Consider the following 22,062-nt stretch of genomic DNA (forward strand, 5'->3'; position numbering starts at 1 on the left):
GTCGAGAAGGGGTGGTCGCATGGCCGAAGTCAGTGCAGAGGCGCGCATCGAGGCACCGGCCGGGAAGGTCTGGGCCCAGCTGACCGACTTCAGCACGTACGGGGAGTGGAACGCCACCCACACGAGCTTCCCCAAGGGCGGCCCGGCCGCACTGGAGCTCGCGGGCACCTACGAGGAGAACATGAAGCTCATGGGGTTCCCGGCCGAGGTCAACTGGACGATCTCCGAGCTGGAGGACGGCCGCCTGCTGACGACCACCGGGAAGGGCCCGATGGGTGTCAACCTCAAGATGCGCTACGCGCTGACACCGGACGGGGACGCCACCACGGTCCGCATCGACGGCGAGTTCACGGGAGCGGCGGTCTCCCTGATGGCCGGCAAGCTCAAGGATTCGGCCACCGCCGCCCTCATCGAGTCCCTGCGCAAGCTGGACGGACTGATCGTCGCCTGAGATCCGGCGGACCGGCCGCCCGCACCCGGGCGCCGAAAAGGCCCCGCGGGACTTCCGCGGGGCCTTTCGGCGTAGCACTCCTGCGTCTCCTCACCGGCCGGCTCAGTGCTCGTCGGCGAGAATCAGATAGAGCTTCTTACGGGTGTCGTTGATGACCGCGAGCGCCTTCTCGCGCTGATCGGCCGAACCGGTCTTCCAGACCTGGCCGAACGCCTCCATCAGACCGAAACCGGCCTGCCGGATCTCGTTCACCCCTTCCCAGTCGACACCGCGACCGGCTTCCTCCCAGGGCGCGTCGGGGCCCGACTCCGCCTCGGTGCGGCCGGCGTCGGTCAGCGTGAACAGCTTCTTGCCGCCCTCGCTGGCGCTGACGATCAGGCCCTCGTCCTCCAGGAGCTGAAGGGTCGGGTACACCGAGCCGGGGCTGGGCCGCCAGGCCCCGCCGCTGCGCTCACCGATCTCCTGGATCATCTCGTAGCCATGCATCGCCCGGTCCTTCAGCAGGGCCAGGATCGAGGCGCGCACGTCACCGCGTCGCGCCCTTCCCCGGCCGCCGCCCCGACCGCGTCCGCCACCGAAGGGGCCTCCGCCGAAGGGACCGCCGCCGAACGGCGGGCCGAACTGGCCGAAGGCCGCCCGGCGCCCCTCGAAGTCACCCCGCCCACGCTCACCGGGCCCACAGGGGCCTTGTCCATGTCCGTGTCCGTGCTCATGTCCGTGTCGCATCACTGCACTCCTTCTCACATCGATCCGTCGCGACTCCTATCGTTGATCTGTCGCGATGCGTCAACGATATATCGGAACCGGTCGCTTGACAAACCCCTTGCCGAGAGTCCGCGGTCCACAGATGCGGAATTGGCCTTGGCCTGCGGCATCGCGGCCCACCTACGGTCGCGGCATGAGGATCCGAATCGTCGACGCGTTCACCGACCGCCCCTTCTACGGCAACCCCGCAGGCGTCCTCCTGCTCGGCCCCGACGGCTTCCCCGACGACCGCCGGCTCCAACAGGTGGCGGCGGAGCTGAATCTGTCCGAGACCGCGTTCGCACACCCGCTGCCGCCCGGCGGCGACGCCGACTGGGCACTGCGCTGGTTCACCCCGGCCACTGAGGTCGAGATGTGCGGCCACGCCACTCTCGCCACCGCCCACGTCCTGCACACCACCGGCACGGCGAGCGGCACGGTGCGTTTCACCACCCTGTGCGGGACCCTCACCTCGACCGCGCACCCGGACGGCTCGCTCACGCTCGACTTCCCCACCGCCCCACTGACCGCCGAAGTCGCGCCCGAGGGGCTGGCGGCCGCACTGGGCACGGAGCCGGTGTCCGTGCACGACACGGGCCCGCACGTCGGCGACCTGCTCGTGGAACTGGCCGACGAGTCGACCGTCCGGGGGCTCACCCCGGACCTCGCGGCTCTGAAGGCCCATTCACGTCGCGGCGTCATCGCCACCGCCGCCGCTGCCGACCCCGGCTGTGGCTACGACTTCGTCTCCCGCGGCTTCTTCCCCGCCGTGGGCATCGACGAGGACCCGGTCACAGGCAGTGCCCACACCGCGCTGGCGCCGTTCTGGTCGGCGCGGCTCGGACGGGACGAGCTCACCGGTCTGCAGGCCTCGGTCCGGTCCGGGCTGGTCCGCACCACACTGGCCGGCGAGCGCACCCTGCTGACCGGCAGCGCGGTGACGGTACTGGACGGGGAACTGCTCACCGCCCTCTGACGAGACGGGACCCAACAGCGGGAGGGAGCGGACGGATCACTCCGCCCACTCCCTCCCCGGCCGCCGCGCCCGCTCACGGGGTGGGCAGCCAGCCCACCTTCCCGGCCAGCAGCGCGTAGCCGACGAACGCCCCGATATCGAGCAGTGCGTGCGCGGCGACCAGCGGACCCACCCGCTGCCAGCGGCGGTACAGCAGCACGAAGACGATCCCCATCACCATGTTGCCGAGGAACCCGCCGACCCCCTGGTACAGGTGGTACGAGCCACGCAGCACCGAACTGGCCAGCAGGGCCGCCATCGGGGTCCACCCCAACTGCCCCAGCCGGCGCAGCAGATAACCGACGACGATCACTTCCTCCAGCACGGAGTTCTGGACCGCCGAAAGGATCAGGACCGGAAACTTCCACCACACGTCGGGCAGCGACTCGGGGACGACCGTGAGATTGAATCCGGCGGCCCGCGCCACCAGGTAGAAGGCCAGTCCGGCACTGCCGATGCCCGCCGCCACCAGCACGCCGCGCCCCAGGTCCGGCCCGGGCCTGGTCCGGTCGAAACCGATCACCCGCAAGCCCGTTCCCTCCCGGATCAACAGATGGGCCACCAGCGCGACGGGCACCAGCGCCGTCGCGATCCCGAAGAGCTGCCAGGCGAGATCCAGCCAGGGACGCCCCGGCGCGTACGAGCTGTTGAGCGTCGCCGCCTGATCCTTCAAACCCCCTGGTTTCGTCAGTGATCCGACAAAACTGATCAGGGCAGACAACCCACTGGCTCCCAGCGAGAGGGCCAGCACCAACACCGTTTCGGACCGCAAGATCCGTCGTGACACGGCCTCCTGAGGATAAGAATCAGCCACGCGCCCCGCCTCCACCTGTACACCTGCCTTGAGTTGTGCATTCACGTCCCACGCCGCTCCCCACCCCGCTAGGGTCTCGAATGCAGGTACGAAGATCATGCGCGACAGGCCGGGGGACGAGCACCATTTGCCGATGGTGTGGTCCCCCTTTTCCTTGTTCATCCTCAAGGAGGGGCACCACCGACATGGGACGTCACAGCTTGCCCGACGACTACCCGACGGACGGAAGCGGGGACCGTCCATCGAGCCGCCGTCGTACCGTGGCCATCGCCACCATGCTCGTCCTCGCCGTGGCGGCGGGAGCCGCGGTAGCAGCCCAGGGCGGCCTGCTGTCCTTCTCGAAGTCCTGCGAGGACTCCTCGGTGCACCTGTCCATGGTGGCCTCCCCCGACATCGCCCCCGCCGTGCGTGATATCGCCGACAAGGCGCGCAAGGACGATCTGAGATCCGACGGCCACTGCGTCGATGTCAAGGTGGTGGCCCGTGACTCGTACAAGGTCGCGGACGCGCTCGCCGGCGGTACCAGCACGCCGGACTACCAGATGTGGCTGCCGGATTCCGATCTCTGGCTGAGCCGCGCGAAGGGTACCGGCGACGCCATTCCGATCACACCGGGCGATTCCGTGGCCTCCTCACCGGTGGCCCTGGCCATGGTGCCTTCCGCGGCCAAGAGCCTCGGCTGGCCCAAGAAGAAGTACTCCTGGGCCGAGTTGACGGCCGCGGCGATGGAGGCCGACAAGGTACGTCTGGGCTCCGCCGACCCGGCGCGCAGCGCCACCGGCCTGCTGGCACTCACCAGCATCGGCGCATCCTCCGACAAGCAGGGCGGCGACAGCGACACCAGGGTCGCGGCCACCGCCAAACTCCTCGCCCAGCGGATGTCCGACAGCGACACCCAGGTGCTCGGCACGCTGGCCGGGGACGACTCGGGTGCCGAGGAGGGCAATCCCGCCCGCAACCAGGCGGTGCTCCTCTCCGAGCAGGCCGCCTTCGCACACAATGCCGAGTCGTCCGGGGCCGGGAAGCTGGATCTCTTCTACCCCAAGGACGGCACCCCGCTGCTCGACTACCCGTTCGCCCTGGTCAACGAGGACAAGCTGAGCACCGACAAGAGCCGGGCGGCGCTGCGGTTCATGACTCTGCTGTCCGACGAGAGCGCCCAGCGCACTCTGGAGGAGCACGGCTTCCGGACCACCGACGGTACGGCGGGCGAGAAGCTCGTTGCCTCGGCGGGCGGCAAGTCGCCCCAGCCGTACGCCACCTCCACGGCCACCGCGCCCTCCGACGAGACGCTTCAGGAGACGCTCGGCATGTGGACGATCACCGTCCAGAGCGCGCGCCTCACCACGGTCGTCGACGCCTCGGGATCGATGGCCACGATCGTGCCGGGCCGCAACCAGTCCCGGATGGACGTCACCAAGGCGTCACTGATCCAGGCCCTCAACCAGTTCACCCCGAACGACGAGATCGGCCTCTGGGAGTTCGCCACCCGGCTCGACGGCGACAAGGACTACCGCCGGCTGGTGGCGACCAGCCGCCTCGGGGACAAGGCAAAGGGTGGCGGCACCCACCGCGAGAAGCTCTCCGCGGCGTTCTCGGCCCTGCAGCCCGTGCCTGACGGCGCGACCGGGTTGTACGACACCGCGCTGGCCGCCTACAAGGAGGCGCAGCGCACGTATGTGAAGGGCAAGTTCAACGCCGTGGTGATCCTCACCGACGGTTCGAACCAGGACGACCAGTCCATCTCGCGCAGCGCCCTGATCGCGGAGCTCAAGCGGATCGCGGACCCGGAGCGCCCGGTTCCGCTGCTGGCCATCGCGGTCGGCCCCGATGCCGACCGCGAAGAGGTGAACGCGATAGCCAAGGTGACCGGCGGCGGTGGCTACCAGGTCAACGACCCGGCCCAGATCCAGGCGGTCATCCTGCAGGCCGTCATGACCGCCGGACAGAACGGCCGCACCGGACAGGAGTAGCACCCGGACGACGCGCGGGAGCGTGCGCGGCCGACGGGGAGCCCGGCAGCGCCCGGCCGTCGGCCGCTCACTGCCCCGGGGCGCCCACCGGCCAGCTGTGCACGGGCTCACCTGCCTGCATCAGCTCGCCGTACCGGCGGGTCATGGCGGCGAGCGCGGCGTCCCGCCCCAGCCCGGTCTCCCGCGCCCGGTGGTAGGTGTCCACCTGCCAGGACGCGCCGTTCGTCCGCCGCTTGCAGCGCTCCTCGATGATGCCGAGGTAGTGGTCGCGGTCCGCAGGGGCGATGTTCCACCCGTCGAGCCCCGCGGCAGCCAGCGGCAGCAGTTCGTCCCGGACGAGCTTGGCGGCGGGCACCCGGGTCAGCCCGCCGGAGCGGCCGGGCCGGGGCCAGAGCAGTTCGGCCTCGATGCCCTGGCGGCAGGCGGTGTCGAAGTTCTCGGCCGCGGCGGCGAACGGCATCCTGGTCCACACCGGACGCGGCTCCCCGGCGAGGGCCCGTACAAGGCCGTAGTAGAGCGCGGCGTTGGCGATGACATCGGCGACGGTCGGCCCGGCGGGCAGCACCCGGTTCTCCACCCGGAGGTGCGGGACGCCGTCCGACAGCCCGTACACCGGCCGGTTCCACCGATAGACCGTGCCGTTGTGCAGATTGAGTTCCGCCAGCCCGGGCACCCCGCCCTCGTCGAGGATCCGCAGCGGGTCCTCCTCGTCGCAGATGGGCAGGAGCGGCGGGAAGTAGCGCACGTTCTCCTCGAAGAGCTCATACGCCGAACCGATCCACCGCTCCCCGAACCAGGTCCGGGGGCGCACCCCCTGGTTCTGCAGTTCGGGCGGCCTGGTGTCGGTGGCCTGCTGGAACAGCGGCGGACGCGACTCGCGCCACAGCTCCCTGCCGAACAGGAAGGGCGAATTGGCCCCCAGGGCCACCTGGACCGCGGCAACGGCCTGAGCGGCGTTCCACACGTCCGAGAACCGGTCCGGGGTCACCTGCAGATGCAGCTGGACGGACGTGCAGGCGGCCTCCGGTGTGATCGAACCCGAGGCGCAGACCAATCGCTCCACGCCTTCGATATCGAGGGAAAAATCCTCGCCCCGTGCCGCCACCATTTGGTCGTTCAGCAAGGCGTAGCGGTCCACGTCGGAGATGTTCGCCCGGACCATGTCCGCACTGCCTACCGTGGGCAGTATTCCGATCATCATGATCCCGGCATCGACCTCGCCGGCCTTCCGGTCGGCATATCCGAGACCGGTGCGCAACTCCTCGGCCAGCTGATCGAGAACACGGCCGGACAGATGATGGGGAACAATGTTCACTTCCAGATTGAACATCCCGAGTTCCGTCTGGAAATCCCGGCTCGCGATGCGCTCCAGAACCTGTCCGTTCAACATCTTCGGCATACCGTCGGAGCCGGCCAGATTCAGCTCGATCTCCATGCCCATGAGGTTGCGCGGCCGGTCGAACCGGCGCTCCGCCAGGAGCCTCCCCAGCCCCTCCAGGCACTGATGGAGCTTGAGCCGGTACCTCTGCCGGTCGGACAGGTCAAAGGCGCCCGCGACGACCTTCTCCCCCATCGAAGTGTCCCTCCTCGAGTGGGCAGCCCGCGGCCCAGGCCGCTCGCATCACGATCGATAATGCCCAGACGGGGTGATCCATAACGCCCCGCGGACGGCGAGCACCAGCTAATCTGAGGGCCACAGCCCCGTGGCACATTCACTCGGCATGACGCAGTGACGGTTTCCGTCGTCGGCGCGCAGGGAAAGCACCGATGCGTTTCAGCCTACCGCGTCACAGGAAAAACCCGAGGCGGTGGCTGCGCCGCTCGCACCGAATCAGCATAATCTCCGCATAATTAAGTCCGGATACCGTCTTGCCGGCAATAGTCGTGGCAGCTAGTGGAATCACCGCGTGAACACGTGTCGTATAAACTCCGCGGACGAGGCAGAGAGTTGACGCACCGGCTCAGTCACCGGCCTCCTCTGGCCCCGCACGCCGACAGCGCCGTCTGCACCCGCCCACGCTCCACCGTGTCTCCGAAGTGAGAGGCGACCCACTATGCCGCTGCATGTTCCTCCGGCTCCCGCGCCCGCGCTGCGAAGCGTACTCGCGGCGCTCGGCTCACCCACCGCGGTCCGCGAGGCCCGTACCCCCGCCCTGCGGTCCGTCCAGGGACCTCTGAGCCCCGAACACCCGCTTCCCGTCCATGTACTGGACCGCATCGGACCGGGCGGGCTCACGCCCACCACCCGGCTCGCCGCCTGGCGCTTCCAGATCCGCGGCGCGGACCGGGCAATCGCCGCGGCGGACACCATGCTCACCCCCGACGGCTGGACCTTCTCCCACTTCTTCGAGGGTCCCTACATCGCCTCGACCGAACTCGCTCTGCGCCAGGCGGAGGCGGCGAGCACGCAGTACCAGCCCAGGCTGCTGTCCATTCCCGAGCTGTACATGCTGGCGCTGTGGCTCCACGAGGACACCGAGGCCGACGCGTCCGTCGGGTCCCCCGCCCCGGCCGATCTGCTGGTACCGCTGGCTCCCGCCCCACCGGGCATCGCGGCACACCGGCCGCACCGGGTCTCCGATCTGCTTCCCGTGATCACCACCCGCATCACGCCCGGCCCCGGCCCCCTGCTCGGCTCCCCGGCCTGAGCCCCGGCCGCCCCCCACTTCACTGTGCCCCGCCACCGGAATCGGTGGCGGGGCACAGTGCGCGGGGGCGCCTCCCCACCCATCCGGACTAGCCCCATTCGGCCACCCCGAACCACCCGAAGTGACAGGGCAGTTACGTTGAACCGTCCGGCCGGGTGATGCGTCATGAGAGGAGAAGAAGCGCTGCCGCGAAATCCCTGCGGATTGACGCCCGTGGGGCAACACTGGGACCGGACCGATCGATACGGGGGGCGGCCATGAACACTTCGTCAAGCCGCAGGACACTCAACTCAACGCAGCGAAAGAACCCAGCCATGTGTCAGCACCAGCCACCCTGCCCGAACGCCGACTCAGCCGACAGGGAGGCAGCCCGCCCGGTGGCACACCATCCGGAACAGGGCTGGAGCCTGCTGTGCAACGGCGTCCTGCTCTTCGAGGACACCGGCGAGCTGCTCCCGGACGGGCAGATCATCGCGCCGCACCGGCCGCTGGGAACAGGCCGGGTGATGAAGGCCGCCTGACCGCGGCAGTACGGACAGGGGCCGGCCCGGAGAGATCTCCGCACCGGCCCCGACGCAGTTCCGCGTCGGACGGTGGCGCCCGTACTGGACGCCGCTGCCGTCAGTTGTCGTACTCGTCCAGCGGCGGGCAGGAGCAGACGAGGTTGCGGTCACCGAACGCACCGTCGATCCGGCGCACCGGCGGCCAGTACTTGTCGGCGGCCGAGACACCGGCCGGGAAGACCGCCACCTCGCGGCTGTAGCCATGCGCCCAGTCGCCGCCCAGCGCGGCCGCCGTGTGCGGCGCGTTGCCCAGCGGGTTGTCGTCCGCGCTCCACTCGCCGGACGCCACCTTCTCGATCTCGGCCCGAATGGCGATCATCGTGTCGCAGAAACGGTCCAGCTCGGCGAGGTCCTCGCTCTCGGTCGGCTCGATCATGAGCGTGCCCGCGACCGGGAACGACATGGTCGGCGAGTGGAAGCCGTAGTCGATGAGCCGCTTGGCCACATCGTCGATGCTGACACCGGTCGCCTTGGAGATGGGCCGCAGATCCACGATGCACTCGTGCGCGACCAGACCGGCCGGGCCGTTGTACAGGATCGGGTAGTGCGGCTCAAGCCGCTTGGCGATGTAGTTCGCCGCGAGTACGGCGACCTGGGTCGCACGCTTCAGGCCTTCCCCGCCCATCAGGCGTACGTACGCCCAGGAGATCGGCAGGATGCCCGCCGAGCCCCACGGAGCGGCCGAGATCGGGCCGACCCCGGTCTCCGGACCGGCGGCGGGCTGCAGCGGGTGGTTCGGGAGGTACGGCGCCAGGTGCGCGCGCACACCGACCGGGCCGACGCCCGGGCCGCCGCCGCCGTGCGGGATGCAGAAGGTCTTGTGCAGGTTCAGGTGGGAGACGTCGCCGCCGAAGTGACCCGGCTTGGCCAGGCCGACCAGCGCGTTGAGGTTGGCGCCGTCGACGTAGACCTGACCGCCGGCGTCGTGCACCTCGGCGCAGATGTCGGCGACGTGCTCCTCGAAGACACCGTGCGTCGACGGGTAGGTGATCATCAGCACGGCGAGCTCATCGCGGTGCTGCTCGATCTTGGCACGGAGGTCCTGGATGTCGACCTCGCCGTCGTCCGCGGTCTTCACCACGACGACCTTCATACCGGCCATCACGGCACTCGCCGCGTTGGTCCCGTGTGCGGAGGAAGGGATCAGACAGACGGTCCGCCCCTCGTCGCCATTGGCACGGTGGTACGCCCGGACGGCCAGCAGCCCCGCGAACTCGCCCTGCGAGCCGGCGTTCGGCTGGATGGACACCGCGTCGTAACCGGTGACCTCGGCAAGACGCTCCTCCAGCTCACGGATGAGCGTCAGGAAGCCCTGCGCCTGCTCGGCCGGTGCGAAGGGATGCAGCGCGCCGAACTCGGGCCAGGTGATCGACTCCATCTCGGCGGTCGCGTTCAGCTTCATGGTGCAGGAGCCGAGCGGGATCATGCCACGGTCCAGCGCGTAGTCGCGGTCGGCGAGCTTGCGCAGGTAGCGCAGCATCGCGGTCTCGGAACGGTGCTGGTGGAAGACCGGGTGGGTCAGCACGGCGTCGGTGCGCAGCAGCTGCTCGGGCAGCGCGTCGGCGGCCGTCCCGTCCAGCGCCTCGATGTCACCCGTGGCGCCGAACGCCGCCCAGACGGCCGCGATCTCGGTACGGGTGGTGGTCTCGTCGCAGGCGAGCGAGACGTGATCGGCGTCGACGAGCCGCAGGTTCACACCCCGTTCGCGGGCATCGGCGACGACCTGGGCCGCCTTGCCGGGGACCCGGACGGTGAGCGTGTCGAAGTGGGATCCGGTCACCACGTCCACGCCGGCGGCGCGCAGGCCCTCGGCCAGGATCGCGGCGTAACGGTGGGTCCGGCGGGCGATCGTCCGCAGCCCGTCCGGGCCGTGGTAGACGGCGTACATGCCGGCCATCACGGCGAGCAGCACCTGGGCGGTGCAGATGTTGCTGGTGGCCTTCTCGCGGCGGATGTGCTGCTCGCGGGTCTGGAGGGCCAGCCGGTAGGCCTTGTTGCCGTCCGCGTCCACGGAGACGCCGACGAGGCGGCCCGGCAGGCTGCGGGCGAACTTCTCGCGTACGGCCATGAAGCCGGCGTGCGGGCCGCCGAAGCCCATCGGCACACCGAAGCGCTGCGTGGTGCCCACCGCGATGTCCGCGCCCAGCTCGCCGGGCGAGGTGAGCAGGGTGAGGGCCAGCAGATCGGCTGCCACGGTGACGATCGCGCCGAGTCCGTGGGCCTGCTCGATGACGGGCCTGATGTCGCGTACGGCTCCGGAGGCGCCCGGGTACTGCAGGAGAACGCCGAAGACGCCGCGCTCCGCGAGCTCGGCCGGGATGCCGTCGGTGAGGTCGGCGACGACGACCTCGACACCGGTCGGTTCGGCGCGGGTACGGATCACGCCGACGGTCTGCGGGAGAGCATCGGCGTCGACCAGGAAGACACCGTTCTTCACCTTGCCGACACGTCGCGCCAGCGCCATGGCCTCGGCGGCGGCGGTGCCCTCGTCGAGCAGCGAGGCGCCCGAGGTGGGCAGCCCGGTCAGGTCGGCGACCATCGTCTGGAAGTTCAGGAGGGCTTCGAGGCGGCCCTGGGAGATCTCCGGCTGGTACGGCGTGTAGGCCGTGTACCAGGCGGGGTTCTCCATCACGTTGCGCAGGATCACCGGCGGAGTGAACGTGCCGTAGTAGCCGAGCCCGATCATCGGAGCCAGTACCTGGTTGCGGTCGGCGAGCGCACGCAGTTCGGCGAGCACCTCGGCCTCGGTACGGGCCGTCGGCAGCTGGAGCGCCTCGGCGCTGCGGATGACATCGGGGACGGCGGCTGCGGTGAGCTCGTCGAGCGAGCCGTAACCGACCTGGGCGAGCATCTTCGCCTGCGCCGCGGCGTCGGGACCGATATGACGCTGCTCGAACGGGATTCCCTGTTCGAGCTGGGAGAGCGAAGTGCGACGGGGGGTCATGGTGGAGGCCTCCTGGTCTGTCACGACCTGCGAGGGGCACCACGGCGCGGGGTGCCCGAACGGCCTCCCCCTCTGTCATCTCAACCTGAGAGCTTCACCGGTGCCCACTGCACGCACCGGTTTTCACCGTCGGTGAGGGAAGGACCCGCCACGGCACGCGGCCGTGTGGAACCCGCCCTGCTTTCCAGAGTGACCTCGTCCGTGCGGTACGGGGGCCTGAGAGATTCCGGGGAGGATTTGCTCCTTCGGCGCCTCCGGAACTGATCCGGAGGACTCTCCCGCACGGGGTAAGCAGCCGCTCCCAGCCTACCAGCGGGGTTCCTGGCCCAATTCTCGAGTGGCCGACGCCACGGATCTGCACTTCTGTGGTTCCTGTGGAGTAGTCGCGACCCGTGGGAGGGACCGTGCAGACCGACATCGATCCGCGCAGCCTGATCGGCCGCAAGGCGTTCGACCGCGAGGGCACCAAGATCGGAACCGTGGACGAGGTGTACCTCGACGACGCGACCGGCGTGCCGGAGTGGGCGGCCGTACGCACCGGACTGTTCAGCCGGGACGCCTTCGTCCCTCTCGAACCCAGCGAATTCGTCGGGGACGCCCTGCGCATCCCCTTCGACCGTTCGCTGATCAAGGACGCACCCGACTTCGGGGTCGGCCGGCATCTCTCGCCGGAACAGGAGCTCCAGCTCTACCGGCACTACGGTCTGGACTCCCCGCCCGAGGAGACCGGCCCGGACCGGGACTTCGGCAGGCTGGCCGGCCAGGACGAGTAGTCGGCCGGGTCCCGCACGAGGGGGAGCGGATCGGCCGGCTGGAGTTCCGGATCATCGATTCGGAACGTACGCACCCGGCCGGGCGCCGATTCCGGCTCCTCGAAGCGCACCGTCACCCGGCCGACCCCGCTGCCCTGCACCCAGCCGTGCCCGTAGGCGCCGTGCCGCACGTCGTGCCCGGCCGGCCAGCGCCGGGCGGCGAGCTGCTCGGCGCTCTCCTGTTCCGGCTCCTCGTGCCGCGCCTGCTCCTCCTCCGTACCGGCGTCCGCTGCCGGCTCCGCGTTCAGGGCGAGCTCGGCAGCCGTCCGCTCGTCGGCCGCCTGCGCGAACAGGTCCTCCTGGGTGAAGTCGGCCAGGCCGGTGACCCCCACGCCCAGCAGCCGCACTCCCCCGGTGGTGTCCACCGACTCCAGGAGCCGCGCCGCCGCCTCCCTGACCACTGTGGGATCGTCGGTGGGTCCTCGCAGCGTCTCGGACCGGGTCAGCGTCGAGAAGTCGTACCGCCGCACCTTCAGCACCACGGTCCGGCCGGAGCGCGACGCCGCCCGCAGCCGCTGGACACACCGGTCGGCGAGCCGCTCCACCTCGCTCCTGACCCGGACACGGTCGTGCAGGTCCGTGTCGAAGGTGTCCTCGACCGAGACGGACTTCGCGTCGCGCTCGGAGACGACGGGCCGGTCGTCCTGACCGGACGCCATCCGGTGCAGCGCGCCGCCGTGCGCCTTGCCCAGCAGCCGTACGAGCTCCGCCTCGCCCGCCTCGGCCAGATCGTTCACCGTGGTCATCCCGGCGCGGCGCAGGTGGTCCGCGGTGGCCGGTCCGACGCCGGGCAGCGTACGTACCGGCATGGGTGCGAGCAGTTCCCGCTCGGTGCCCGGTTCTATCAGCAGGATCCCGTCGGGCTTCGCCTCCTCGGAGGCGATCTTGGCCAGCATCTTGGAGCCCGCGAGGCCCACGGAGCCGCTGAGCCCGGTGACCGCCTCGATCGCCTCGCGCAGCTGCTCACCGATGACCAGCGCCGAGGCCGTGTCGTCCGCCGTGCCACCGGCCTCCAGGTCCACGAAGGCCTCGTCCAGGCTGAGCGGCTCCACCAGCGGTGACAGCCGGCCCAGCAGCTCCATGACCTGGTCGCTCACGGTCCGGTAGAGCGCGAAGCGCGGCACGAGGTAGGCGGCGTTCGGCGCCAGCCGTCTGGCCTGCGCCATCGGCATGGCCGAGTGAACCCCGAAACGCCGGGCCTCGTACGAGGCGGTGGCGACGACCCCACGAGGCCCCAGCCCGCCCACCACGACCGGCTTTCCGCGCAGACTCGGTTTCGCCGCCTGCTCCGCAGAGGCGTAGAAGGCATCCATGTCCAGATGCAGAATGGTCGGCGCGGATCTCACATCAACAGATGCTGCCCTACGGCACTGACAATCGCCGGGCAGCAACCGCCCGCCGGCCCGGGTTTCCCCGGGCCCGGACGGGCTCCCGCCGGTCAGCCGGCCCGGTTGCGCCGACGGGCCAGCTCATCTGCGGGATTGTTCCCGATCAGCGTCTCGCCCGTGTCCACCCTCTCCCCGTGCAGCTGCGACAGCGCGGCGTCCACGTCCCGCCAGACCACGCCCACGGCGATACCGAAGACGCCCTGGCCTCCTTGGAGCAGATCCACGACCTCTGCGGGCGAGGAGCACTCGTAGACGGTCGCCCCGTCGCTCATCAGCGTCATGCGCTCGAGGTCCTGGAATCCGCGGGCCCGCAGGTGCTGGACAGTGGTGCGGATGTTCTGGAGCGCCACCCCCGTGTCGAGGAAACGCTTCACGATCTTCAGCAGGACGACGTCCCGGAAGCTGTAGAGCCGTTGTGTGCCCGATCCGTAGGCCGGACGGACGCTCGGCTCGACCAGGCCCGTGCGGGCCCAGTAGTCGAGCTGTCGATAGGTGATCCCCGCCGCCGCGCATGCCGTCGGCCCGCGATAGCCGATGTCCTTGGCCGATGCCACGCCGTCCCCCGCCACCGCAGCCGGCGCAGCCGGTTGCCTGATGGTGTGGTCGGCTGTACTCCCCTGCTGCGGATACGGCCCATCCACTGCCGCACCGTCGCCGCTGCTTCTCACGCCGACCTCCGTCCTTGACCTGCCCACTCGAAGGTAGGCAGTCACCCGGGGTGCGTCAACGATCGCCACACTCGGCACGCCGAGTGATAATCACCCTGAGGGTGGTTTCCCGTGACCCTTGACCGGGAAAGGCTTGTCGAATGCGCTGACGGCAGCCCCTTGGGACGTCACTGACTGTTCGTGCCGAAGTCCTCCGGGGAGATCTGATCGAGGAATTCGCGGAACTTCTCCACCTCGTCCTCCTGCTCGTCGGGGATCGCGATACCCGCGTCGTCGAGCACACCGTCACTGCCGTAGATCGGCGTTCCGGTGCGCAGGGCGAGCGCTATGGCGTCGGACGGCCGCGCGCTCACCTCGACTCCGCTCGCAAAGACCAGCTCCGCGTAGAAGACCCCTTCACGAAGGTCCGTGATCCGGACCTCGGTGAGCTCCTGGCCGACGGCCTCGAGCACATCCTTGAAGAGGTCATGGGTCAGCGGCCTGGCCGGAGCCATGCCCTGCTGAGCGAAGGCGATCGCGGTCGCCTCACCAGGACCGATCCAAATGGGGAGGTACCGGTCGCCTCCCACTTCACGCAGGAGCACGATCGGTTGGTTGGAGGGCATTTCCACCCGGACACCCACAACGTCGAGCTCGTTCACACAGCAACCCTAGGACGTGCTCGGCAGGTTTGGGTAGTCGGGCTCCACCGGGATCAGTGGAGCCGGATCTGGAGCGCGGTCTGTACGAGGGCCGAGTGCAGCCGCACAGAGAGCTCCGCGAGCTCCTTCGCAGTGGCCTCGGCACGGGCCCTGGTCTGCGGATTCCGGTGCCGGCGCAGGGGCGCGACCACCTGTTCGATCAGTCCGGCCTCGCGGTCCGCGGCTGCTCGCACGGCGCGCAGATGCCGTGGCTCCAGTCCGAACCGGCCCAGATCCGCCACAAGCCTGGCGACGGTGACCGTCTCCGCGTCGTATCCGCCGTCGGCCGTCGGCACAACCAGGCCGTAGGACTCCCACGCGTCGAGGTCACTCTCGGTGACCTCTGCGGCGGCGAGGAGCTCGGCGCGGCCGATACGAGCCGCCGTCGCCCTTCCCGGCGCGCCGGGAAGGCCACCGTCGGTGAGGCCACGCTCGCCGTCCGGGGACGGCAGGGACGCCTGCTCGCCCCGGGCGAGGGCGTCCAGGTGCTCACGGATGACCTTGAGCGGCAGGTAGTGGTCCCGCTGCATCCGCAGCACCTGGGCGAGCCGCTCGACGTCGGCGAGGCGGAACTTGCGGTAGCCGGAGGGCGTCCGCTGCGGTTCGACAAGACCCTCCGCCTCCAGGAAACGGATCTTGGAGATGGTGACCTCGGGAAACTCGCCCCGCAGCTGCAGGAGCACCGTGCCGATGCTCATCGGGCGGTCGTCGGCGGTGGCGGTGCCGTTTCCGGCACCGCCCGTCGGTGTTCTCAGCATGGACCTTCCTGGGGGTCCCCCCGACCGAGTGGGGGCGGGTCAGATGGCCCGCTGGCTTGCGTAGAAGACCAGCCGGTACTTGCCGATCTGCACTTCGTCGCCGTTGGACAGCGCGACGGAGTCGATGCGCTCACGATTGACGTACGTGCCGTTGAGGCTGCCCACGTCCCCGACCGTGAAGCTGCCGTCGGACCCCCGGCGGAACTCCACGTGCCGGCGCGACACCGTCACGTCGTCGAGGAAGATGTCGCTCTGCGGGTGACGGCCGGCCGTGGTCAGCTCACCGTCCAGGAGGAAGCGGCTGCCCGAATTCGGACCGCGCCGCACCACCAGAAGGGCCGAGCCGAGCGGCAGTGCGTCCACCGCGGCCTGCGCCTCGGGCGAGAGTGACGGCACGGACGTCTGGCCGGTCGCCTCCGCCTCGTAGGCCTCGAGGCCGGAGATGGAGATGGTCGACGTCGTCTCCGAGGCACGCTCGGGGACCCCGCCCCTCAGCGGCGCGCCGCAGTTGGAGCAGAAACGACTGGCTTCGGCATTGCGGTGGCCGCACCTCGTACAGACCGGCATGGACGAACCCTCCTGCCCCGGGGTGAACCCTCCACCCGTACTTGAGGTTGACGGTTCTCCGAAACCTATGCGGCCGGGACCGGCAGGGTCAACAGACGACGCGCCCGAATTGTCACCCCCTGAACCTGCCACCTGGTCGCGGAAGAGCGGGCGATCGGAGCCCTGCTCGTCGCCCTGACCATGGCGCGGTGCACGATGACGGGCAGCCTCATCGCGTGCGCTCTTGCCGAACAACTTCCCAAACAACTTCACGGGCGATTCCCCTTGACCGAAACAGACCCGCCCGTGGGGCAGGACGAACCCTGAATGAACACACCTGCCGACCCGGACATCTTCACAACGTCCGTATCCACTCGACAGTTTCCACCACGCACCACGATTACGATGCGGCGACCCCCCGCAACCTTCTGCCCGTGTCCCCCGACGCCCACGCGTCCCGGCTTCACTGGGCCGACGACCGAGCGTAGTCAGGCCGCTCCGCCGGTCGCAAGGCGTCCACGACAATGTCGTCGGCCTGCGACACATGCACGGTGGCCTGCTCCTTCTCCAGCGTCTGCACCACACCGCCGGGGATGTTCAGCGCCGGTTCAAGGTCCTGCGGCTTGCCGATGACCTTGAAGACGTACGGAGCGGAGATCTTGCGCCCGTCGACCTTGATGGCACCGCCGTCGCCGGAGAAGTACGTATTCGCCACCACCCGAACGCCGTTGACCTCGATCGCCTCGGCGCCGGCCGCCCGGAGCTCCTGAAGGGCGTCCAGCAGCTTGTCCGCCTCCACCGCGTCCCCCGGATCATTGATCGTGAGGGTGATCCCGGGGCCGTGCGCCGCCACGGTACCCGCGAGGATGCCGAGTTGACGCTCCTTCTCGACCGTCTGCTTGCGGGCCTCCTCAGCCTGGTCGGAGCTGTTCTCCAGCTCCGTGCGCTGGTCCTCCAGGCGCTGCTTCTCGTCCTCCAGCCGCTGCGAACGGTCGTCCACCTCGTCGAGGATGCGGACCAGGTCCTCCTGTCGCGCGCCGCGCAGTGCGCTGTTGTCGCTGTTGGACCGCACCTGAATGGCAAGTCCCAGGCCGAGCACGAACAGCAGGACCGCGACGATGAGTTGGGCCCGGGTGATCCGCGGCGGCCAGATCCCGGCGATCAGCCGCTGGCGTCCGGTGAGCTCGTCCGCGGGCTTCGGCTCTTCCCGGTCACCGGTGACACCGCCGTTGATGTCGTCGTCGTTCATCGCCGTCAGGCCCGGAAGACGTGCCGGCGGATCGCGGCGGCGTTGGAGAAGATCCGGATACCGAGAACGACCACCACACCGGTGGAGAGCTGGGCACCGACGCCCAGCTTGTCGCCCAGGAAGACGATCAGGGCGGCCACGACCACGTTCGAGAGGAACGAGACCACGAAGACCTTGTCGACGAAGATTCCGTCGAGCATGGCCCGCAGGCCTCCGAAGACCGCGTCGAGGGCGGCCACGACGGCGATCGGGAGGTAGGGCTCGACCACCGCCGGCACTTCGGGCCGGACCAACAGTCCGACCACGACTCCCACGACGAGGCCCAGTACGGCGATCACGATGTGCCCTTCCCTGTGTCTGCCGCACCACTGCCGGTGTCTGCGGCCTGATAAGGCTCTGCTGTCCGTACGATCAGGCTCGGGGCAGCCGGGAGATTCACCCTCTCCTGGACCGAGATGCTGGTCCTGATGTCGAAGGTGTCCTTCAGCGCCTGCAGATACTGGCCGTCGGCGCTGTTCTGGAAGGCGGCACTCAGCTTCTTCCCGTCCCCCACCGCGAGCACCGAGTACGGCGGCACCAGCGGCTTGTTGTCGACCAGTATGGCGTCGCCCGCGGCGCGGATCGCCGACAGGGCGGTCAAGCGCTGCCCATTGATGGCGATGGCTTCCGCACCGGACTGCCAGAGGCCGTTGACGACCCGTTGCATGTCCCGGTCCCGGACCCGGCCGGTGTCGGAGAAGCCGCTTGTCTCACGCGGTCCGCCGCCGCCCTGGTCGGTGTCCTTTGCGTCGTCGACGACCAGCTTCACGCCGGGCCCGTGCACGGCCGTCGCCCCGGAGAGCAGGGCCACCAGCTGTGTCTGGTCCCCGCCGTGCTTCTCCAGAGCCTTGCGCTGACGCCTTCCGACGTCGTCGCGAACCTTCTCCACCTGCGCCTCAAGAGTGTCGGCCGCGGCGGTCTCCGCGTCGATGCGGTCGATCAGCTCCTGGCGTTCCTTGGCGAGCACCGGTGCCGACACCCGCGCCTGTGCGGCACCGAGCGTGACCACGAGCGCGGCCAGCACCAGGCAGGCGGCGAAGCCCAGCTTCGCCTTGAGGGTGCGGGGCATGCCGGCACGGCCGTCGGCCTTGCGACGAGCCGATGCCTCGGCGTACCCGTCGTCCAGGCTGTGGTCCATCACATTGGTCAGCAGCGACATGGACGCGTCGGGGCGCGCGGGTGGCGCCTCCGTACTCCGGTCGGGGGTCTGCTGCGACATGCCGCACATCGTCGCACGTCGCAGCTGATACCGCCGAATGGCCCCACCGGTGTGCCGGGAGCCGCGTACCGGCAATCTCCGGTGCACCGTGGGAAGCACGGACCGCCCGGCCACTGCGGCGCGTCACTACGCCGCCGCAGTGGCCGGGCCCGTCAGTGACCTGCGCTGTCGACGATCGCCGACCACTCGTCCAGGAGAGCCTGCGCCGACACGTCGTCCGGCCCCTCCGCCCACAGATGGGTGACCGCTTCCGCACGGTCCGGCAGCACCATCACCCAGCGTCCGTCCGCCTCGACGACCCGCACGCCGTCCGTCGTGTCGACATCACGGTCTCCTGCGGCCTCGACGACACGGCGCATCACCAGCCCCTTCACCGCCCACGGGGTCGCCAGATCGCGGCGCAGCACATGGGCACGCGGAATACGTGCGTCGATCTGGCTCAGGGTGAGCTGTGTCCGGGCCACCAGCCCGATCAGCCGCACGAACGCGGCCGAACCGTCGAAGACGCTGCTGAACTCCGGAACGATGAAGCCACCCCGCCCGTCTCCACCGAAGATGGTGCCTTCCTCGCGGCCCACCCGGGTCAGGTCGTCGGGCGACGTGGTCGTCCACTCGACCTGGGTGCCGTGGTACGCGGCCACCTGCTCGGCGACGCGGGTGGTGGTCACGGGCAGCGCCACCCGGCCGCTGCGCCGCTCGGCGGCGACGAGGTCGAGCATGACCAGCAGCGCCCGGTCGTCCTCGATGATCCGGCCCCGCTCATCGACCAGGGAGAGCCGCTCGCCGACCGGGTCGAACCGGATCCCGAAGGCAGCCCTCGCGGAGGACACGATCTCCCCGAGCCGCACCAGCCCGGACCGCCGGGTCTCTGCGGACTCGGTCGGACGCGACTCGTCGAGGCCGGGGTTGATGGTCAGCGCGTCCACACCGAGCCGTCCCAGCAGACTGGGCAGAACAAGCCCCGCGCTGCCGTTGGAGGCGTCGACGACGACCTTGAGCCCCGCATCGGCGATCCCCGCCGTGTCCACGTTCCGCAGCAGGGATCCGGTGTACGAGTCGAAGACGCTGGACGGGAAGTACAGGTCCCCGATCTCCCCGGGGAAGGCACGACGGTATTCCTGCCGGGCGTAGACGCGGTCGAGCTTTCGCTGCTGCGCCTGGGAGAGGTCCGCGCCGCGCTCGTCGAAGAACATGATGTCGACGGAGTCGGGGACGCCCGGGGACGTCCGGATCATGATCCCGCCGGCGCTGCCGCGTGCGGTCTGCTGGCGCGCCACGGGCAGCGGTACGTTCTCGAGGTCACGGACATCGATGGCGCTGGCCTGCAGGGCCGAGATCACCGCACGCTTCAGCGCTCGGGCGCCTCGGGAGTGGTCACGTGCGGTGGTGACCGTGGACCCCTTCTTCAGCGTTGTCGCGTACGCGCCGGCCAGCCTGACAGCCAGCTCCGGCGTGATCTCGACGTTCAGGATCCCGGATACGCCGCGCGCCCCGAAGAGGTGGGCCTGGCCTCGCGACTCCCAGATCACCGAGGTGTTGACGAAGGCGCCGGCTTCAATGGTCTTGAAGGGGTAGACGCGGACGTTGCCCTGAATGATCGATTCCTCGCCGACGAGGCATTCGTCGCCGATGACGGCGCCGTCCTCGATGCGGGCCGCACGCATGATGTCGGTGTTCTTGCCGATCACACAGCCACGCAAATTGCTGTGATCGCCGATGTACACGTTGTCGTGCACCACGGACTTGTGCAGGAATGCCCCGCTCTTCACGACGACGTTCGACCCGATGACCGTGTGTTCACGGATCTCGACCCCGGCCTCGACCTTGGCGTAGTCGCCGATGTACAAGGGGCCCCGGAGTACCGCGTCGGGATGCACCTCCGCGCCTTCGGCCACCCATACACCGGGGGAGATCTCGAACCCGTCGATCTCCACGTCGACCTTGCGCTCAAGAACGTCGGCCTGAGCCTTGACGTAGCTCTCGTGCGTGCCCACGTCCTCCCAGTAGCCCTCTGCGACATAGCCGTAGATGGGCTTGCCTTCCTTCATGAGCTGCGGAAACACGTCTCCGGACCAGTCCACGGAGACATCGGCCTCGACGTAGTTGAAGACCTCGGGCTCCATCACGTAAATGCCCGTGTTCACAGTGTCCGAGAAGACCTGTCCCCAGGTTGGCTTCTCCAGGAACCGCTCGACCTGACCCGCCTCGTCCACAATCGTGATGCCGAATTCCAGGGGATTCGGTACCCGTGTGAGACAGACAGTGACCAGACCACCCTTTTCCTTGTGGAAGGCGATGAGGTCGGTGAGGTCGAAGTCCGTCAGCGCGTCACCGGAAATAACGAGGAACGTGTCGTCCTTCAATGCCTCTTCGGCATTCTTCACGCTGCCTGCGGTACCGAGCGGTTTCTCCTCGTTGGCATAGGTGAGCTCCATTCCAAGCTCTTCGCCGTCCCCGAAGTAGTTCTTCACCAGGGACGCGAGGAACTGGACGGTCACGACCGTCTCATTGAGCCCGTGCCTCTTGAGCAGCCGAAGCACATGCTCCATGATCGGCCGATTGGCTACGGGCAGGAGCGGCTTGGGCATGCTTGAGGTCATGGGGCGAAGGCGAGTGCCTTCACCACCAGCCATCACGACGGCCTTCATGTCGGAAACGTCCTCCTCGAAGAGACGACGGTCTAGCCGACTTCACCCGTCAGGGCAGGATCTGTGTCATCAGCCGCGGGCCGGCCACACTGCGCGGCACCGCATCAACAGGCTCAATCGGCTACTGCATCCGCCTTGACAAGCCGGCGGACCTGAACCACATAGAGGATCCCTGCCCACCAGTAGAGCGTTGTACCCCATCCTGCGAACGCCCATCCGAAAATGGTGGCCAGCGTTGCCAGCCAACCACCTCCGTCGCTGAGCAGCAACAAGGGAAATGCGTACATCAGATTGAACGTAGCCGCCTTGCCCAGGAAGTTCACCTGGGGCGGCGGATAGCCGTGACGGCGGAGGATCCCCACCATGACGAGCAGCATCAGCTCACGGGCGAGAAGAGCCGCGGTGAGCCAGAGCGGAAGGATCTCCCGCCAGGTCAGTCCGACCAGGGTCGAAAGAATGTAAAGCCGGTCGGCAGCCGGGTCCAGTAGCCGCCCGAGGCTGCTGATCTGGTTCCAACGGCGCGCGAGCTTTCCATCGAGGTAGTCACTGACACCGCTGAACATCAGTACCAGCAACGCCCAGCCGTCGCTCTTGGGCCCGCCGAACTCGGGGCGGAGAATCAGCCACAGGAAGACAGGTACGCCGACGAGGCGAGCCATGCTGAGGATGTTGGGGATGGTGAGTACCCGGTCCGTCTGAACGCGAGTCTCCTGGACCTCCACCCGGGGGCCTCCTGTGAAGAACGTGCCAATGATGCCCCCTGACCTTACCCTCAGCAGCGGCCGGCAGGAACACAGGGGTACGGAGGACGGGCCCGGAACGCAGAAAACCCCCGTGCCAAAGGCACGGGGGTTTCCACAATAATTGTTCGGCGGCGTCCTACTCTCCCACAGGGTCCCCCCT

The 22,062-nt window shown here is 69.0% G+C and carries 20 protein-coding genes and 1 riboswitch; of the genes, 6 read left to right on the forward strand and 14 right to left on the reverse strand.

All coding sequences use genetic code 11. From position 1 onward, the window contains the following. The first annotated feature begins 19 nt into the window (after positions 1 to 19). Entirely contained in the window at positions 20 to 451 is a 432-nt protein-coding gene (locus tag ACFVW8_RS21950) for an SRPBCC family protein (RefSeq protein ID WP_389692484.1), read from the forward strand. 102 nt (positions 452 to 553) lie between these two features. On the opposite strand, the gene ACFVW8_RS21955 is transcribed toward ACFVW8_RS21950, so the two are convergent. Next, positions 554 to 1,180: a PadR family transcriptional regulator gene (locus ACFVW8_RS21955; RefSeq protein WP_389692486.1), complete on the reverse strand. Its 627-nt coding sequence runs from the start codon at positions 1,178 to 1,180 to the stop codon at positions 554 to 556. Between the two features lie 169 nt (positions 1,181 to 1,349). Between ACFVW8_RS21955 and ACFVW8_RS21960 the strand changes: the two genes are divergently transcribed. Next, entirely contained in the window at positions 1,350 to 2,171 is an 822-nt protein-coding gene (locus ACFVW8_RS21960) for a PhzF family phenazine biosynthesis protein (protein ID WP_389692488.1), read from the forward strand. Positions 2,172 to 2,244: 73 nt separating this feature from the next. On the opposite strand, the gene ACFVW8_RS21965 is transcribed toward ACFVW8_RS21960, so the two are convergent. Then, positions 2,245 to 3,024 carry a CPBP family intramembrane glutamic endopeptidase gene (locus tag ACFVW8_RS21965; RefSeq protein ID WP_389692518.1) on the reverse strand — a complete coding sequence of 260 codons (780 nt, stop codon included), beginning with the start codon at positions 3,022 to 3,024 and terminating at the stop codon, positions 2,245 to 2,247. A gap of 185 nt (positions 3,025 to 3,209) precedes the next feature. On the opposite strand from ACFVW8_RS21965, the gene ACFVW8_RS21970 reads away from it, so the two are divergent. After that, entirely contained in the window at positions 3,210 to 4,997 is a 1,788-nt protein-coding gene (locus ACFVW8_RS21970; protein ID WP_389692490.1) for a substrate-binding and VWA domain-containing protein, read from the forward strand. A 67-nt stretch (positions 4,998 to 5,064) separates the two neighbouring features. On the opposite strand, the gene ACFVW8_RS21975 is transcribed toward ACFVW8_RS21970, so the two are convergent. Further along, positions 5,065 to 6,570 (reverse strand): glutamate-cysteine ligase family protein, encoded by a 1,506-nt coding sequence (locus ACFVW8_RS21975; protein ID WP_389692492.1) that lies wholly within the window; start codon positions 6,568 to 6,570, stop codon positions 5,065 to 5,067. Positions 6,571 to 7,051: 481 nt separating this feature from the next. On the opposite strand from ACFVW8_RS21975, the gene ACFVW8_RS21980 reads away from it, so the two are divergent. Together ACFVW8_RS21980 and ACFVW8_RS21985 are read left to right on the forward strand one after the other, a co-directional pair. After that, positions 7,052 to 7,645: a hypothetical protein gene (locus ACFVW8_RS21980; RefSeq protein ID WP_389692494.1), complete on the forward strand. Its 594-nt coding sequence runs from the start codon at positions 7,052 to 7,054 to the stop codon at positions 7,643 to 7,645. 314 nt (positions 7,646 to 7,959) lie between these two features. Continuing rightward, positions 7,960 to 8,166: a DUF5999 family protein gene (locus tag ACFVW8_RS21985; RefSeq protein ID WP_389692496.1), complete on the forward strand. Its 207-nt coding sequence runs from the start codon at positions 7,960 to 7,962 to the stop codon at positions 8,164 to 8,166. Positions 8,167 to 8,266: 100 nt separating this feature from the next. Here ACFVW8_RS21985 and gcvP read toward each other — a convergent pair whose 3' ends face one another. Beyond that, positions 8,267 to 11,152, reverse strand: a complete 2,886-nt coding sequence (gene gcvP / locus ACFVW8_RS21990; protein WP_389692498.1) for an aminomethyl-transferring glycine dehydrogenase — start codon at positions 11,150 to 11,152, stop codon at positions 8,267 to 8,269. A 194-nt stretch (positions 11,153 to 11,346) separates the two neighbouring features. Then, positions 11,347 to 11,443: riboswitch (glycine riboswitch) on the reverse strand. 113 nt (positions 11,444 to 11,556) lie between these two features. Between gcvP and ACFVW8_RS21995 the strand changes: the two genes are divergently transcribed. After that, a complete protein-coding gene (locus tag ACFVW8_RS21995; protein ID WP_389692500.1) occupies positions 11,557 to 11,925 on the forward strand; it encodes a PRC-barrel domain-containing protein in 369 nt (122 codons plus the stop codon). Here ACFVW8_RS21995 and ACFVW8_RS22000 read toward each other — a convergent pair. From ACFVW8_RS22000 to ACFVW8_RS22045, 10 genes are all read right to left on the reverse strand, one after another. Next, positions 11,850 to 13,310, reverse strand: coding sequence for a DNA polymerase IV (locus ACFVW8_RS22000; protein ID WP_389692502.1), 1,461 nt, complete (start codon positions 13,308 to 13,310; stop codon positions 11,850 to 11,852). The genes ACFVW8_RS21995 and ACFVW8_RS22000 overlap by 76 nt on opposite strands. A 92-nt stretch (positions 13,311 to 13,402) precedes the next feature. Then, entirely contained in the window at positions 13,403 to 14,020 is a 618-nt protein-coding gene (locus tag ACFVW8_RS22005) for a MerR family transcriptional regulator (protein WP_389692504.1), read from the reverse strand. A 167-nt stretch (positions 14,021 to 14,187) separates the two neighbouring features. Then, positions 14,188 to 14,661, reverse strand: coding sequence for a bifunctional nuclease family protein (locus tag ACFVW8_RS22010; RefSeq protein ID WP_006123076.1), 474 nt, complete (start codon positions 14,659 to 14,661; stop codon positions 14,188 to 14,190). 53 nt (positions 14,662 to 14,714) lie between these two features. After that, positions 14,715 to 15,458 carry a MerR family transcriptional regulator gene (locus tag ACFVW8_RS22015; RefSeq protein WP_389692506.1) on the reverse strand — a complete coding sequence of 248 codons (744 nt, stop codon included), beginning with the start codon at positions 15,456 to 15,458 and terminating at the stop codon, positions 14,715 to 14,717. Positions 15,459 to 15,497: 39 nt separating this feature from the next. After that, positions 15,498 to 16,277, reverse strand: a complete 780-nt coding sequence (locus tag ACFVW8_RS22020; protein ID WP_389692508.1) for an FHA domain-containing protein — start codon at positions 16,275 to 16,277, stop codon at positions 15,498 to 15,500. 190 nt (positions 16,278 to 16,467) lie between these two features. Continuing rightward, positions 16,468 to 17,253 (reverse strand): DUF881 domain-containing protein, encoded by a 786-nt coding sequence (locus ACFVW8_RS22025; protein WP_389692510.1) that lies wholly within the window; start codon positions 17,251 to 17,253, stop codon positions 16,468 to 16,470. A 5-nt stretch (positions 17,254 to 17,258) separates the two neighbouring features. After that, positions 17,259 to 17,591 (reverse strand): small basic family protein, encoded by a 333-nt coding sequence (locus ACFVW8_RS22030; RefSeq protein ID WP_003970459.1) that lies wholly within the window; start codon positions 17,589 to 17,591, stop codon positions 17,259 to 17,261. Further along, positions 17,588 to 18,511, reverse strand: coding sequence for a DUF881 domain-containing protein (locus ACFVW8_RS22035; RefSeq protein WP_389692512.1), 924 nt, complete (start codon positions 18,509 to 18,511; stop codon positions 17,588 to 17,590). Before ACFVW8_RS22035 ends, ACFVW8_RS22030 begins: the two co-directional genes overlap by 4 nt. A 152-nt stretch (positions 18,512 to 18,663) precedes the next feature. Next, positions 18,664 to 21,159: a sugar phosphate nucleotidyltransferase gene (locus ACFVW8_RS22040; protein WP_389692514.1), complete on the reverse strand. Its 2,496-nt coding sequence runs from the start codon at positions 21,157 to 21,159 to the stop codon at positions 18,664 to 18,666. Between the two features lie 113 nt (positions 21,160 to 21,272). Further along, on the reverse strand, positions 21,273 to 21,881 hold the full coding sequence (locus ACFVW8_RS22045) for a CDP-alcohol phosphatidyltransferase family protein (RefSeq protein WP_389692516.1): 609 nt from the start codon (positions 21,879 to 21,881) through the stop codon (positions 21,273 to 21,275). Positions 21,882 to 22,062 lie beyond the last annotated feature (181 nt).

The organism is Streptomyces sp. NPDC058221 (genome assembly GCF_042882365.1).
Lineage (GTDB): Bacteria > Actinomycetota > Actinomycetes > Streptomycetales > Streptomycetaceae > Streptomyces.

Bases quoted from the DNA above. Each gene is read 5' to 3' on its own strand.
- ACFVW8_RS21950 (WP_389692484.1), top strand. From the start codon at position 20: ATGGCCGAAGTCAGTGCAGAGGCGCGCATCGAGGCACCGGCCGGGAAG.
- ACFVW8_RS21960 (WP_389692488.1), top strand. From the start codon at position 1,350: ATGAGGATCCGAATCGTCGACGCGTTCACCGACCGCCCCTTCTACGGC.
- ACFVW8_RS21970 (WP_389692490.1), top strand. From the start codon at position 3,210: ATGGGACGTCACAGCTTGCCCGACGACTACCCGACGGACGGAAGCGGG.
- ACFVW8_RS21975 (WP_389692492.1), bottom strand. From the start codon at position 6,570: ATGGGGGAGAAGGTCGTCGCGGGCGCCTTTGACCTGTCCGACCGGCAG.
- ACFVW8_RS21980 (WP_389692494.1), top strand. From the start codon at position 7,052: ATGCCGCTGCATGTTCCTCCGGCTCCCGCGCCCGCGCTGCGAAGCGTA.
- ACFVW8_RS21985 (WP_389692496.1), top strand. From the start codon at position 7,960: ATGTGTCAGCACCAGCCACCCTGCCCGAACGCCGACTCAGCCGACAGG.
- gcvP (WP_389692498.1), bottom strand. From the start codon at position 11,152: ATGACCCCCCGTCGCACTTCGCTCTCCCAGCTCGAACAGGGAATCCCG.
- ACFVW8_RS22015 (WP_389692506.1), bottom strand. From the start codon at position 15,458: ATGCTGAGAACACCGACGGGCGGTGCCGGAAACGGCACCGCCACCGCC.
- ACFVW8_RS22025 (WP_389692510.1), bottom strand. From the start codon at position 17,253: ATGAACGACGACGACATCAACGGCGGTGTCACCGGTGACCGGGAAGAG.
- ACFVW8_RS22035 (WP_389692512.1), bottom strand. From the start codon at position 18,511: ATGTCGCAGCAGACCCCCGACCGGAGTACGGAGGCGCCACCCGCGCGC.
- ACFVW8_RS22040 (WP_389692514.1), bottom strand. From the start codon at position 21,159: ATGAAGGCCGTCGTGATGGCTGGTGGTGAAGGCACTCGCCTTCGCCCC.